Below are 13898 nucleotides of genomic sequence, written 5' to 3'. Positions count from 1 at the left end.
GTCGCGAGGTCAGGCCACGGCCGCCCGGCGGTCGAACGCCTCGGCATTGGGGCAGAAGCCTCGGCACTCCTCGACGCCGGCATCGCGGCGCATGGCGCGCCAGCAGTGGCCGGCCACCGGGCAGGCGTTGCAGGTCCGGCGCATCGCCCGAACGTCGCTGTCCTCGGCAATGCGCGAGGCCTCGAGGCCGAAGCGCTGCATCATCACCGGCATCAGGGTCTCGGCGGGCACGAAGGCCAGGTAGGCCCCCTGGTTCATCTGCCTGGCCACTTCACGCTCGAAAATGGCATCCAGCGGCGCCCCGAGGTCGTTGATCAGCTCCTCGAAGGTCAGGGACGCCTCGTTTTGCATGTCCCTTACCAGCTGGGGAGTGGACACCCGGTAGCAGTGCTCGCCGAGGCGCTCCCACCAGGACGTGCGACGTTTGGTGATGTCGGTATGGGCCATGAGTCGGTCTCCCTTGATGGCGATTCGAAGAGAGTATCGCCCGCGCGGGGATGGCCTGCCTTGACCCGGATCAAAATAGTTTCATTTGAAACTCAATCGTCCGCAGGGCGGGTAGCTCGTGAAGCGAGCGCCCCGGGGGGTTACACTAGCGCCCAGTCCCCGTTCCCCGCTGCCAGCCGAGGCCCTCGATGAGTTCCCACCTGCTCTCCGTCGATTCCCTGTCCCGCGACCATGTCGATCACCTGCTGCGGGTCGCCGCGCGCATGGAGCCCATCGCCCAGCGCCGACAGGTCACCCGGGTACTGGAGGGCGCCGTGCTAGGCAACCTCTTCTTCGAGGCCAGCACCCGCACCCGGGTCAGCTTCCACGCGGCCTTCTGCCGGCTGGGCGGCAGCGTCTGCGACACCACCGGCTTCACCTTCTCCTCCATGGCCAAGGGCGAGTCGCTCTACGACACCAGCCGGGTGATGAGCGGCTACTGCGACGCCATCGTGATGCGCCACCCGGAGCAGGGGTCGGTGGCGGAGTTCGCCGCGGCGACCCATGTGCCGGTGATCAACGGCGGCGACGGCCCCGGCGAACACCCCAGCCAGGCGCTGCTCGACCTCTACACCATCGACAAGGAGTTCACCCGGCTCGGCAAGCCGCTGGCCGGCGCCCATGTGCTGCTCACCGGCGACCTCCGGTACGGCCGCACCGTGCACTCGCTGATCAAGCTGCTCTCGCTCCATGACCCGATGCGCATCACCCTGGTGGCACCGCCGGGGCTGGAGATGCCGAGCCACCTGATCGACCTTGTCGTCTCCCGCGGCCACCGGGTGGAGCAGCGCGAGAGCCTGGCCGGCGACTTCTCCGACCTCGACGTGGTCTACACCACGCGCATCCAGAAGGAGCGCTTCACCGCCGAGATGAGCGAGGGCTTCAGCCTGTCGCGGGACTTCACCGTCGACCGCGCCTTCCTCGATGCCCGCTGCTCGGACACCACCATCGTCATGCACCCGTTGCCGCGGGACAGCCGGCCGGATGCCAACGACCTCGACGTGGATCTCAACGGCGACCCGCGCCTGGCGATCTTCCGCCAGACCGACAACGGCATTCCGGTGCGCATGGCGATCTTCGCCACCCTGCTGCAAGTGGAGGAGTTGATCGAGAAGGACCTGCGCCCGGTGCGCTGGTTCGTGCCCGGCCGAGTGGGCGTTGACGACGCCCCCTTCTGATCATGCGGCGGGCCGCCGTCCATCGGCTATGCTGATGTGCGCCGGGGAATATGCGAAGCTGAGCGGGCGGCCCGCGACGAGGCCGCCGACCCCGCGGACAACAAGAGGTGTTGCCGACCCCGGCAACCGACAATGAAGGGAGGCACTACCCCCATGACCCTGCATCGCGCCTATGTTCTGCTGGCGGCTTTCTATAGCCTGCTGATCCTGATCGGGGTGATCGCCGTGCTCGCCGGTGGCGGCACCCTGCTGGCACTGCCACTGCTCGTTCTGGGCGCCATGGGCGTGACCGGGCTATGGGGCTATATCCTGAACAAGGGGTTCATGAGCCCGCGCATGTGGCGCCCCTTCGCCTGCCTGCTGGGCGTTGCCGCGGTGCTGCAGCTGTTCCTGGTCTTTGCCGCCTCACCGTCCGGTGTCGAGATCACCTGGCTGCTGACCAGTGCCATCTTCTCGCTGCTGCTGGTGATCATCCTCTACCGCTATGGCAATCGCGACCAGGCGCTCTGGGCCACGCCGGAGGAACTCGAAGGCGGCATGGTGCTGGGCAAGCTGCTGGAAGCGCAGCGTGAGATGACGGTGGAGAAGCAGGACGAGGATCGTCAGGCGACCGTCAGGGTACAGAAGGCCGGCAACGAGTACCGTGCCAGCGTGGTACGGCAGCGGGAAGCGGAAGTGGAGAGGTTCGAGGAGCGCTTCACCTGCCCGGCGACCCTGGCGTTCTTCATCGAGAAGTTCACCTGCATCTCGGTGCGCGACTTCGCCGACAAGTACGCCGGCGGCGACACCAGCCCGGCATGACCGATCGGCCGCCGCCGGCCTCAGCCTGGCGGCAGGCCCTCCCGGCGGGCGAACCAGCTCTCGAGGATCAGCACCGCACTGATGCCGTCGACCCCCTCGTCGCGATAGTTGCCGCGGTGCCCCGCCGCCCGGGCGATGGCCTTGGCCTCGCGGGTCGAGCCGCGCTCGTCGACCATCTCGCAGGGGATGCCGTAGCGGCCGAACAGGCGCTTGCCGAACTTGCGCGCGCGGACGCACATCTCCGCCTCGCTGCCGTCCACTTCCAGCGGTAGCCCCACCACGAACAGCTCGGGCCGCCACTCCTCCACCAGCCGCGAGACCACCGCCCAGTCGGGAATGCCGTCACGGGCCGGCAGCGGCTCGAGCGGCCGGGCGCTGGCGAGCAGTTCGTTGCCCACCGCCACGCCGATGCGCCGGGTGCCGAAATCGAAGGCCAGGATCAGCCGTTGGCCCGTCATCTTACCTACCCCTTGGCCGTCACGAGTGGCCGGCCTCGCGGGTCATCAGGTTGAGGTCGATGCCGAGGATGCCGGCGGCGGCGGAGAGGCGCTGCTCCGGGGGCTCCTCGAAGAGGATGTCGGCCCGCCCCTCCACGGTGAGCCAGGCGTTGTCCATCAGCTCGGCCTCGAGCTGGCCGGACTCCCAGCCGGCACAGCCGAGGCAGACGAGGAACTGCTCGGGCCCCTCGCCCGCCGCCAGCGCCTGGAGCATGTCCATGGAAGTGGTCAGGGCGATGTCCTCGGCCACCTGGATACTGGAATCCCAGACGTCGCTGTTACCGCGGTGCAGGATGAAACCACGATCCTTGTGCACCGGACCACCATAGTAGACCGGAGCATCGCGATGCGGGCTCGCCTCGCCACCCAGCTCCAGCTGCTCGAACAGGGCGTCAAGCGTCAGCTCCAGCGGCCGGTTGACGATCACCCCCATGGTGCCGTTGTCGTCATGGTCGCAGAGGTAACTGAGGCTGCCAGCGAAATTGGGGTCTTCCAGGTGCGGCATCGCCATCAGGAAGTGGTTTTTCAAGCTTTGCATGAGACTCCCCGGCGGTCCTAACGCACGCCGTAATGATTGCCTTGGCCGAACCGCCAGACGCGGGTGATGGACAGGCTGTCGAGCTCCCCCATGCCCCGGTCGAAGGGCCGGTAGGGTGCCGCGCCGTGCACGGTGTCCAGTGCCGCCCGGTCGAGTTCGGCGTGTCCCGAGGATTGTACCACCTCTGCCTGATGTAGCTGACCATCGCGGCCGATCACCACGCGGATGCGCAGTTGGCCGTGCAGATGGCGCGGCGCCGGGTGCACCCGGTTGCCGTAGTCCTCGACGCGGCGGGTCCAGTCGTCGATGTAGCGAGCCTCGGCGGCGCGCCGGGCGGCCTGCTGGCTGGCATCGCCCTCGGGGCCCTGCGTCTCCGGCGTGAGTCCCTGCTCGCGGATACTGCGGGTCGCCTGGGCCAGCAGGTCACGGCCGGAGGCCGAGGGGGCCGCCGCGGAGGGCGCCGCCGGCGACTCCGCCGCCTGGGGCGCGCTGGCCCGGGGCTCGGGGGGAATGTCGGCCTCGCTCGGCGCCTCGGCCGTCGGCGGCGCGGCCTCGTCGGGCACCGCCTCGGGCTCGTCTTGTTCCAGTGCGGCGGCCGGCTCGGGCTCCGCGGGCGTGGCCGGATCCACCGCGCTTTCCGCCTCCTGCAGCACGGGCAAGTCGTCCATGGGCGCGGCGCGGGACTCGGCGGGCGCCTCCTCCCGCTGCTCGCCACGGGCCAGCTGGTCGGCCTCGGCGATCGCCTCGGCCTCGACGGGGGTATCCGAGGAGCGGGTCACCAGCACCACGTCGAGGCTGGTGCGCTCGGCCGGGGTCGGTGCGAACTGCCAGCTCGCCACGATGCCGATCACCGCCAGGTGCAGCAGCAGCGCCAGCGACCAGGCCAGCCAGCGGCGGTGCGGCCGGGTGACCGGTGCGTACTGGATGGGGTCGCTGACATGGACCGACATGGCTCAGCCCAGGCGGCGCTCGATGGCGTCCAGCAGCAGGCCGGCGATGTCGGTACCGCGCTGGTCGTCGATCTCGCGCACGCAGGTGGGGCTCGTCACGTTGATCTCGGTGATGTAGTCACCGATCACGTCGAGGCCGACGAACATCAGCCCCTTCTCGCGGATCATCGGCTGCACCTGCTCGATCAGCCAGTGGTCGCGCGCGGTCAGCTCGCGGCTGACGCCGGTGCCGCCGGCGGCCAGGTTGCCGCGGGTCTCGCCGGCCATGGGCAACCGGGCGAGGCCATAGGGCACCGGCTCGCCGTCGACCAGCAGGATACGGGTGTCACCCTCGCTGATCTCGGGAATGTAGCGCTGGGCCATGATCTGGCGCCGGCCGCGCTCGGTGAGGGTCTCGATGATGGCGCCGAGGTTTCGCCCCTCCGGCTGCACGTGGAAGATGCCGCTGCCGCCCATGCCGTCCAGGGGCTTGAGGATCACGTCCCGGTGCTCGGCATGGAAGGCCCGCAGCACCGGCTCGCTGCAGGAGACCAGGGTCGGGGTGCAGCACTGCGGGAACTGCTGGGCGAAGAGTTTCTCGTTGCACTCGAGCAGGGCCCGGGTCGGGTTGACCACCAGCACGCCCTCGCGCTCGGCGAAGCCCAGCAGGTGCACGGCATTGAGGAAGTGGGCGTCCACCGGCGGATCCTTGCGCATCAGGATCACGTCGAGCTCGGCCAGCGGCCTAGGCTCGGGCACCCCGAGATCGAACCAGTGGGCAGGGTCGCGATGCACCTCGAGATCGCGCATCCGGCCGAAGGCGCGACCGTCGCGCAGGAAGAGGTCCTCCTGCTCCAGGTAGTGCAGCGACCAGCCGCGGTCCCGGGCCGCCCACAGCATGGCCATGGTGGTGTCCTTCTTGTAGGCGATGTCGGCGATGGTATCCATCACCACACCGACCCTCAGCATGCGTTCGCTCATCGGTTCGGGTGTCCACAGGCAAGAAGAATGGGAATGCCGGCAGTATGCCGCAGGCCCCGCGACAACACCAAGGCACCCATGCCGGGGGTGGTCCCCCGGAAGCGGCCGGGACCTACCGGCTCGCGTCGCCGTCGTTACCCGGTGCCAGGCGGATGCCCGCGTCCTCGATGACGACCAGCCGCCGCTTGTAGAGCCGCCCGATCGCCTGCTTGAAGGCGTTCTTGCTCACCCCCAGCCGCGCCTTGATCTCGGCCGCCGGACTCTTGTCGGAGAGCGGCAGGTAGCCGCCGCTCGCGCGCAGCGCCTCGAGCACCTGCTCCCCCACCACGTCGAGACGCGCCGCCCCCGGCGGCAGCAGCGAGAGATCCAGCCGGCCGTCGTCGCGCAGGCGCTTGATATAGCCGGCGACACGCTGGCCGCGGCGCAGCGGCCGGGTCACGTCGTCGCGGTAGAGCAGGCCCCAGAAGCGGTGGTTGACCACCGTCTTGAAGCCGAGGTCGGTCTGGTCGGCGATCACCAGCGTCACCTCGTCGCCCGGCGCCAGCCCCGTCGCTTCGTCCTGGACGAAGCGGTCGAGCTTCTGCGAGGCCACCGGCCGCCCCCGCTGATCCTCGTAGACCATCACCAGCACCCGCTTGCCGGGCGTGGGTCGAAAGCGCTGCTCGCCGTAGGGCAGCAGCAGGTCCTTGGGCTGCCCCCAGTCGAGGAAGGCGCCGGTGTCGTTGACCGTGACCACCTCGAGGTAGGCGACCTCGCCGACCGCCACTGTTGGTGTACGGTAACGACGCTCGGGACGCGGCATGGCGCGGGACGGGGCGGCTCGGCGGTCTCGAGAGTCAGGCATGGCGCGATTTCCGGCAGAAGTGTGCGGCCATTATGACAAAAATGGCGGCCACGCGGGCCGCCGAAGGGTACTGTTGGCTTGTCATCAGCCGGATGCCGACGCCTCACGGCTCGCGCTGGCCATCCACCAGCCGGGTCACCCCCAGCGGGTTGCCGTCCCGCAGCGCCGAGGGCAAGAGCCCGGCCGGCAGGGCCTGGTAGCACACCGGACGCAGGAAGCGCTGGATGGCCGCCGAGCCCACCGAGGTGGTGCGGGCGTCCGAGGTCGCCGGATAGGGGCCGCCGTGGACCATGGCGTGGCATACCTCGACGCCGGTGGGCCAGCCGTTGGCCAGTATCCGGCCGGCCTTGCGCTCGAGCACCGGCAGCAGCATCCGGGCGGCGTCGAGATCGCCGTCGTCCAGCTGCAGGGTGGCGGTGAGCTGGCCCTCCAGGGCCTCGGCCGCGGCGCGCATCTCGGCGACATCGGCGCACTCGATGACCAGCGAGGCGGCACCGAACACCTCGGCCTGCAGCGCCTCGCTTTGCAGGAAGTCGGCGCCGCGGGCGGCGAACAGTGTGGTCTGGCACTGGTGGGGCCCCTCGCCGGCCGGGCCGCGGGCGATCTCGCGGGCCTCGCCGGCGAGCTGACCCACGCCGTCCTGATAGGCGGCGTGGATACCCGGGGTGAGCATGGTCTGGGCGGCGCTGGCCTGGACCGCCTCGCCGGCGGCGGCGAGGAAGGCGTCCAGCGCCGGGCCCTTGACGCCGATCACCAGGCCGGGGTTGGTGCAGAACTGCCCGGCGCCCATGGTCAGCGAGGCGACGAAGCCCTCGGCGATTTCCTTGCCGCGCGCCTCGAGCGCCTCGGGCAGCAGGAACACCGGGTTGATGGAGCTCATCTCGGCGTAAACCGGGATCGGCTGGGGGCGCGCCTGGGCGGTGGCCATCAGCGCCGTGCCGCCGCGCCGCGAGCCGGTGAAGCCCACCGCCTGGATGCGCGAGTCGGCGACCAGCGCCTGGCCGATCTCGTTGCCCGAGCCGAACAGCAGCGAGAAGACGCCCTCCGGTAGCCCGCACTCGGCCACGGCGCGCTGAATGGCGCGGCCGACCAGTTCGGAGGTGCCGGGGTGGGCGGAGTGGGCCTTGACCACCACCGGGCAGCCGGCGGCCAGCGCCGAGGCGCTATCGCCGCCGGCCACGCTGAAGGCCAGCGGGAAGTTGCTGGCGCCGAACACCGCCACCGGGCCGAGCGGGATGTGACGCTGGCGCAGGTCGGCGCGGGGCATGGGCTGGCGCTCCGGCAGGGCCGGGTCGATGCGCACGTCGAGCCACTCGCCGGCGCGTACCACCGCGGCGAACAGGCGCAGCTGGCCGCAGGTGCGGCCGCGCTCGCCCTCCAGGCGTGGGCGTGGCAGGCCGGTCTCGGCCATGGCGCGCTCGATCAGGGGCTCGCCGAGCGCCTCGATCTCGGCGGCGATGGCCTCGAGGAAGGCGGCGCGCGCCTCCAGCGAGCTCTCGCGGTAGGCGTCGCAGGCCGCCTCGGCGAGCTGGCAGGCCTGGGCGACCTCGGCGGCGCTGCCGCCGGCGTAGATGGGCTCGAGCCGCTCGCCGGTGGCGGGATCGATGGCCTGGATTGGTGCACCATGGGCGGCCACCGTCTGTTGGCCAATAAGTTGCTGTCCGGTAGGTTGCATGGATGTTCCTTTGCTTCTCATGGTGGGTCAGTGAGTGTCGGTTTCGAGGGCCAATCGATACCAGTGCACGGCGTTGTCGTGCAGGATGGCTTGCCGATAGTCTGGGGTGGTGCTTGAAATGACAGCCTCGACCAGCGCCAGCCAGTCGCGGTAGCTGACCCTGAGGCTGGAGACGGGGAAGTTGCTGGCGAACAGGCAACGTTCTGGGCCGAACAGCTCCAGGGTTTCGCAGAGCAGATCGAAATTGGCGTTGGGGTCCCAGTCATGCCAGGGCGTGCCCAGCTCCGAGAGCTTGACCGCCACGTCGGGATTGGCTGCCAGGGCGCGCATGCCGGAGCGCCAGGTGGCGAGCCCTTGAAGTGACCGATCCCACGGCAGACCGGTGTGGTTGAGGATGACTCGCAACCCGGGGAAGGCCTCGAGCGCGTCGGCGGCTTCCTGCAGGTGCCAGGCGGGGACGCGCAGGTCCCAGGAGAGCCCGCGTTCGGCGAGCATGGCCAAGCCTTCACACCAGTGACGGTCCTGCAGGGTGCCGCTGTCACCACGAACGTGAGCAGCCTTGTCCGGGGTGGCGGCGGTCAGCGGCTTGGCACGCACGCCCCGAAACAGTGGCGAGGCCATCTGGGCATCCAACTGCGCGGTACACTCCGGGCGACCAAAGGCGGCCCAGCCGATATGTGCTGTGGGTAGCCCGTGTCGCTCATGGGTTGCGGCAATCCACAAGGTTTCACGTACGGCTTGGCTACGTTTGGCCTCGGCTTCACAGTGCACGCTGCCCGCCAGCCGGTAGCCTTCGGGAATCAGGGCCTTCAGGTCAGCGATCAGGAATGGCTGGCGGATCGCCTGGTAGTCGCCAAGAAAGAGCCCTGCGACGGGACGTTCTTCCAACCAGGGGTAGGCCACGCTGCCATCCAGCGCCCAGAGGTGATGATGGGCATCGATCAGTGGCTGTTCGGCATTCATCGCTAGAGCAACTCCTTGCGCGCGTCGGGGAGTGGGCAGGTGTGTCGTCAGTCGCGCAGCAGCAGGCAGGACACGTCGGGTTCCGCACGGGTGGCAAAGCGGCGAACGACCTTGCCGGACTCCAGGTTAAGCACGCCGATGTGATCGCCCTTCAACGACACGAAGGCATGTTCGCCATCGGGGTGGAAGCTCATTGCGATCGGGATGCTGTCGAGCTCGATGTGTCCCAGCGACTGAAGCTGCTGGTCGAACAGCGACAGCGAGCTCTCGCCATAGTTGGTGGTGATCAGGCGCTGCCGGGGATCGCCATAGATGCGGTTCGGGTCGCGACCGGTGGTGGCGCTGTGCCGCACGCTCATCGACTCGGTATCGATGGCGACGATACTGTCGTCGTCGCGATTGCTGATGAACAGGGTACGCTCGTCGGCGGACAGGCAGTTGCCCTCCGGCTTGCGGCCCGGAATCATCGCAACTGGTGTGAAGGTGGCGTCATGCGGCTTGAACTTGGTGATGGTATTGCTGAGCAGGTTGACGCCGTAGGCCCAGTCGCCGCGCCGGGTGAGGGCGAACAGGTGGGTCTTGTAGCCACCGGAGGACACGGCCAGATCGGGAGTCGTGGTATTGAGTGGATCATTGAACAGCAGCAGGGTGTTGTGCCCCTCGCTCATGGCATAGAGACGGTCCTGGTCGTCGATGCCGAGGCCGTGGATGCGGTAGTAGGGCCAGGTGCTCAGGGTATTGACGTGTTCGAAGGTCTCGAGATCGATGACGAACACCGAGCATCCGCCCTGATCGCCGATGCAATCGGCACCCAGGATGCCGTAGTGGCCGACGAAGGCATACCGGCCCTGTGAGTCGACCACGAATTCATGCGGGTAGTCGGGCAGGCGGATATGCTTGAGTTCCTCGCCGCTCTGGGCATCGTAAAGGCTCAGGGTGTGAGCGCACTTCTGGTTCAAAAGCAGGACTTCGTGGGCCATCGTGTGTGATCTCCGGGGATGGGATGGCGCCCGGTTGGCGGGCGCCTGCTGTCAGAAGATGCCGTCGTGATGCTGCGGCGTCAGTCCTGCCGTGTGACACCCTGAATGGCATCGATCCATTCGCTGCCGTTCTCGGCGATATAGCTGTCCCAGGTCGGGCGAATCACTTCCTGGAAGGCGGCGGTATCCACCTCTTCCTCGACCTGCATGCCGTTTTCACGAAGCGTGGCAATGATCTGCTGCTCATTCTCTAGATTCAGCTCGCGCTGGTAGGCACCGGCTTCACGCGCTGACTCGACCAGCGCCTGCTGATACTCGGGCGAGAGGCTGTCGAACTTGCCCTCGTTCATCACCATGATCAGCGAGGTGTAGGCCTGGTTGGTCAGCGACAGATAGTCCTGTACCTCGTGGAAGCCTGCCGACCAGACGATGCCGATGGGGTGGTCCTGGGCATCCACGGTACCGGTCTCGAGCGCCGTGTAGAGTTCGCCGATGGGCATCGGGACCGGATTGGCACCGAGCAGCGAAAATGCCTCGATCAGCGACTTGTTGGAGTTGGTGCGCATCACCAGCCCCTTGACGTCGTCGGGAGTCTTGATGGGACGCTTGGAGTTGGTCATGGCGCGGAAACCGACTTCCCAGAACGCCAGGCCCTTGAGGCCATCGTCTTCCAGCAGGTCGAGCGCCCGCTGGCCGACCTCGCCGTCGAGTACGCGATAGGCCTGTTCGCGGTCGGCGAAGATATAAGGCAGGTCGAAGGCACCGAGCGCCGGCTCGAGCCCGGCGAAGTTGGGGTTGCCGGACATCTCGATGTCGATGGTGCCGCTGCGCACGCCGGAGATCATCTGCTGGTCGCCGCCGAGCACGCCGTTGCCGAAGACCTTGATGGTGACCTCGCCGTTGGTGCGCTCAGCGACCAGTTCGGCAAATTTTTCCGCTGCCACTTGCTGGGTGTCGCTATCCGGGGCGGCGTGTGCCAGCTTGAGCACGGTGGCGGCCTGGGCCTGTGACAGTGAGCCGGCGACGAGCAGGGCAATCGTGGATGCTTTTATCAGGCGTTTCATGGTCTCTCTCTTGTTGGTTGTGCTGCGGTGTATCGGCGTGAGCTGAACGTCCAGCTCACGCACGGGGGTCGAAGGTAGCCGTGTGTCATTGCCTAACCGGCCAGCCAGTAGAGCGGGGCCGTGATGATCTGCGGGAACGCCACGAACAGCAGCAGGATCACCACATAGGCCAGGGCGAAGGGCATGACGCCCGACACGGCCTTCTCGAACTTAAGGTTGCCGACGCTGGTGATGACGTTGAGCACATTGCCCACGGGGGGCGTGATCAGGCCGATGGAGCAGTTGAGGACGAACATGATGCCGAAGTAGACCGGATCGATACCGGCCAGCTTGACGATGGGCATCAGGATCGGGGTCAGCACCAGGATCGTTGGCGTCAGGTCCATCACCATGCCGACCACCAACACCACGCCCATGATCGCCAGCATCAGCAGGCGCGGGTCATCGGCCAGCGGTTCCAGCAGGTCGGCGACCATCAACGGCAGCTGGGCGATGCTGATCAGCCAGGAGGCGACCATGGCGGCGGCGACCAGGAACATGACGATGGCGGTGCTGCGTGCGGCCTGGGTCAGCACATCGTAGAGCTGGGACAGGTTCAGCTCGCGATAGACGACCGTCGCGACGACGATCGCGTAGACGGCCGCGACCACCCCGGCTTCGGTGGGCGTGAACATGCCGGTCTTGATGCCACCGATGATGATGACCGGCAGCAGGATCGCCCAGCAGCTCTCCCTGAGTGCCTTGAGGCGTTCGCTTAAGCTGGCCTTCTCAGTTACGACGAGATCTTCCTTGCGGGTCATGATCGACCACAGCACCACCAGCGTCGCCCCCATGATCAGGCCCGGCACGATGCCGGCCAGGAACAGCTTGCCGATCGAGATGCCACCGGCCACGCCGATGATGATCAGGGGAATCGAGGGCGGAATGATCGGCGCGATGATGCCGCCGGCCGCCATCAGGCCTGACGAACGCCCCAGCGGATAGCCGGCCTGGCGCATCATCGGCAGCAGCATGCTGGCCAGGGCGGCGGTATCGGCAACGGCCGAACCGGACAGGCTGGCCATGATGATGGCGGCGAAGATGGCCACGAAGCCCAGGCCTCCCTTGCGGTGCCCGACCAGTGTCATGGCCAGCGAGACGATACGCTTCGACAGCCCGCCGCGTGACATCACCTCGCCGGCGACGAGGAAGAAGGGAATCGCCAGCAGGGTGTAGCTGTCGGCCCCGTTGACCAGGTTCTGCGCCAGGATCTGCGAATTGAACATATCCAGGTGCAGCATCAGCACCACGGCGCTGACCAGCAGGGCGAAGGCGATGGGTACGCTCAGGCCAATCGAGGCGAGCAGCGAGCCGAGGAACAGGCCGATGGTCATGACGCTTCTCCTTCACGGGGCGGTGCCGTGGATTGCGCTGCGGCGGGCATCAGCAGCCGATAGGTCAGGATCACCGACATCAGCACCCCGGCCATCAGGCCGGCCAGGTAGAAGACACCGACGGGAATCCCGCTGATCGGGGAAAGGTTGCTCCAGTTCAGCAGGGTCTGCTCGTAGCTGCCCTTGAGCAGCATCAAGGTGCAGCCCAGCATGACCAGGGTGACCAGGCGCCCGAGCACCGCCTGTGCCGGACGCGGCAGGCGCTCGGCCAGTGTCGTCACGCTCAGGTGCTCATGGCGCAGCAGGGCGGTCACGGCACCCAGGAAGGTCACCCACACGAACAGGAAGCGTGACAGCTCGACGCTGATGGAAATGCCACTGTTGAAGCCGTAGCGCAGCACCACATTGGTGAAGACCAGCACGATCATGCCGACCAGCGCCAGCACCATCGTGAGGTTGAGCGTCTTCTCCACCCACTGCGTGAGCAGAGCGATAGGGGCGTAGAGGGCCCCCGGCGTAGTTGGCGTCGCCTGGGTATGGCGCTCAGCATTCTGAGACATGATGCGGGTACCTTTTCGGAAAGCCTGGCGCCTACAGGGAATGCACCCGCATGGGGGCAGCGTTGCTTTTGGGCGCGACGCGCACCGGGTTGCACAGGGCGCGCCCCAGCGCCGGCAGTTCGATCTCGAAACGGTCGCCGTCGCGCACTTCGATGCCATCGGCAAAGCTCAGGGTGGCGGTGCCGAAGTAGTGCACGTGCAGATCGCCGGGGAGACGGAACTGCGCATACTTGAAGTGGTGGTGTTCCAGGTTGGCGAGGCTATGGGCCATGTTGGCCTCACCGGTGAGGAAGGGCTTGCGCCACAGCACCTCGCCTTCACGCACGATGCGGCTTTCGCCTTCCAGATGCGCCGGCAGTTCGCCGATCAACAGTTCCGGACCGAAGCTGCACGGGCGCAGCTTGGAATGGGCCAGCCACAGGTAATTGGCGCGTTCGGTGACGTGGTCGGAGAACTCGTTGCCGACGGCGTAACCGAGACGATAGGGGATGCCGTCGGGACCATTGAGGTAGACACCGACCAGCTCCGGCTCCTCGCCGGCGTCTTCGGCGAAAGACGGCACGTCGAATGGCTGTTCCGGAGCGACGACGATGCTGCCATCGCCCTTGTAGAACCATTCTGGCTGCGCACCGACTCGGCCGGTTTCCGGTTTGCCGCCCTCGATGCCAAGCTTGAACATGCGCATGGAGTCGGTGAGTTCGCTCTCGTCGGTGTGGGCATGCATGGCCGCGCGGGTATCGGCGCTGCCCAGGTGGGTCAGGCCGGTGCCGGTGACCAGGCAGTGTCCCGGGTCGGGATGGGTAACCGGGGGCAGCAACAGGCGCTTGTCGAGCGCCTGCTTGTAATCCAGCAGCTCATGGCAGCGGCGAGATGCGATGAACTCGGCGAGGGACACTCCTTCGTCGATGGCCGCCCGGGCCAGAGCATAGGTACCGCCGGGGTAGTCGATCAGGCGCAATTGGTCGCGGCTTTCGACCACCGCGGCGCGTACGCCGCGGGGCGTCATGACTTGTACGATTCGCATCACGG

Annotated in this window: 15 protein-coding genes; 2 read left to right on the top strand and 13 right to left on the bottom strand. The window is 67.4% G+C overall.

The window, feature by feature from the left end; all coding sequences use genetic code 11:
• Window positions 1-9: 9 nt before the first annotated feature.
• The gene (locus QLQ85_RS22025) at window positions 10-447 is read right to left on the bottom strand and encodes a hypothetical protein (protein ID WP_282740944.1); all 438 of its coding nucleotides are present in this window, start codon (window positions 445-447) and stop codon (window positions 10-12) included.
• Between the two features lie 188 nt (window positions 448-635).
• Here QLQ85_RS22025 and pyrB point away from each other — a divergent pair, with 188 nt between their 5' ends.
• Both pyrB and QLQ85_RS22015 read left to right on the top strand, forming a co-directional pair.
• A complete protein-coding gene (gene pyrB, locus QLQ85_RS22020; protein ID WP_282740943.1) occupies window positions 636-1664 on the top strand; it encodes an aspartate carbamoyltransferase in 1029 nt (342 codons plus the stop codon).
• Between the two features lie 153 nt (window positions 1665-1817).
• Complete coding sequence (locus QLQ85_RS22015) at window positions 1818-2465, top strand: hypothetical protein (RefSeq protein ID WP_282740942.1); 648 nt, start codon at window positions 1818-1820, stop codon at window positions 2463-2465.
• A gap of 20 nt (window positions 2466-2485) precedes the next feature.
• On the opposite strand, the gene ruvX is transcribed toward QLQ85_RS22015, so the two are convergent.
• The 12 genes from ruvX to araD1 form a co-directional block, all read right to left on the bottom strand.
• Complete coding sequence (gene ruvX / locus QLQ85_RS22010) at window positions 2486-2923, bottom strand: Holliday junction resolvase RuvX (RefSeq protein ID WP_102627713.1); 438 nt, start codon at window positions 2921-2923, stop codon at window positions 2486-2488.
• Window positions 2924-2942: 19 nt separating this feature from the next.
• Entirely contained in the window at window positions 2943-3500 is a 558-nt protein-coding gene (locus QLQ85_RS22005) for a YqgE/AlgH family protein (RefSeq protein ID WP_282740941.1), read from the bottom strand.
• A gap of 17 nt (window positions 3501-3517) precedes the next feature.
• Window positions 3518-4450, bottom strand: coding sequence for an energy transducer TonB (locus QLQ85_RS22000; RefSeq protein WP_282740940.1), 933 nt, complete (start codon window positions 4448-4450; stop codon window positions 3518-3520).
• 3 nt (window positions 4451-4453) lie between these two features.
• Window positions 4454-5410: a glutathione synthase gene (gene gshB, locus QLQ85_RS21995; protein WP_282740939.1), complete on the bottom strand. Its 957-nt coding sequence runs from the start codon at window positions 5408-5410 to the stop codon at window positions 4454-4456.
• Between the two features lie 112 nt (window positions 5411-5522).
• The gene (locus QLQ85_RS21990; RefSeq protein WP_282741021.1) at window positions 5523-6212 is read right to left on the bottom strand and encodes a CvfB family protein; all 690 of its coding nucleotides are present in this window, start codon (window positions 6210-6212) and stop codon (window positions 5523-5525) included.
• Window positions 6213-6357: 145 nt separating this feature from the next.
• The gene (locus QLQ85_RS21985) at window positions 6358-7929 is read right to left on the bottom strand and encodes an aldehyde dehydrogenase (NADP(+)) (RefSeq protein ID WP_282740938.1); all 1572 of its coding nucleotides are present in this window, start codon (window positions 7927-7929) and stop codon (window positions 6358-6360) included.
• Between the two features lie 27 nt (window positions 7930-7956).
• A complete protein-coding gene (locus QLQ85_RS21980; protein WP_282740937.1) occupies window positions 7957-8892 on the bottom strand; it encodes an amidohydrolase family protein in 936 nt (311 codons plus the stop codon).
• Window positions 8893-8939: 47 nt separating this feature from the next.
• Window positions 8940-9872, bottom strand: coding sequence for a YncE family protein (locus QLQ85_RS21975; protein WP_282740936.1), 933 nt, complete (start codon window positions 9870-9872; stop codon window positions 8940-8942).
• An 80-nt stretch (window positions 9873-9952) separates the two neighbouring features.
• Window positions 9953-10936: a TRAP transporter substrate-binding protein gene (locus tag QLQ85_RS21970; protein WP_282740935.1), complete on the bottom strand. Its 984-nt coding sequence runs from the start codon at window positions 10934-10936 to the stop codon at window positions 9953-9955.
• Between the two features lie 92 nt (window positions 10937-11028).
• Complete coding sequence (locus tag QLQ85_RS21965) at window positions 11029-12309, bottom strand: TRAP transporter large permease subunit (RefSeq protein ID WP_282740934.1); 1281 nt, start codon at window positions 12307-12309, stop codon at window positions 11029-11031.
• A complete protein-coding gene (locus QLQ85_RS21960) occupies window positions 12306-12869 on the bottom strand; it encodes a TRAP transporter small permease (protein WP_282740933.1) in 564 nt (187 codons plus the stop codon). The genes QLQ85_RS21965 and QLQ85_RS21960 overlap by 4 nt, the downstream gene beginning before the upstream one ends.
• Window positions 12870-12900: 31 nt before the next feature.
• Window positions 12901-13893, bottom strand: a complete 993-nt coding sequence (araD1, locus tag QLQ85_RS21955) for an AraD1 family protein (protein WP_282740932.1) — start codon at window positions 13891-13893, stop codon at window positions 12901-12903.
• Window positions 13894-13898: the final 5 nt, after the last annotated feature.

The organism is Halomonas kalidii, from assembly GCF_030010475.1.
GTDB classification, from domain to species: domain Bacteria; phylum Pseudomonadota; class Gammaproteobacteria; order Pseudomonadales; family Halomonadaceae; genus Halomonas; species Halomonas heilongjiangensis.
This window is presented reverse-complemented; position numbering and strand designations above follow the sequence as displayed.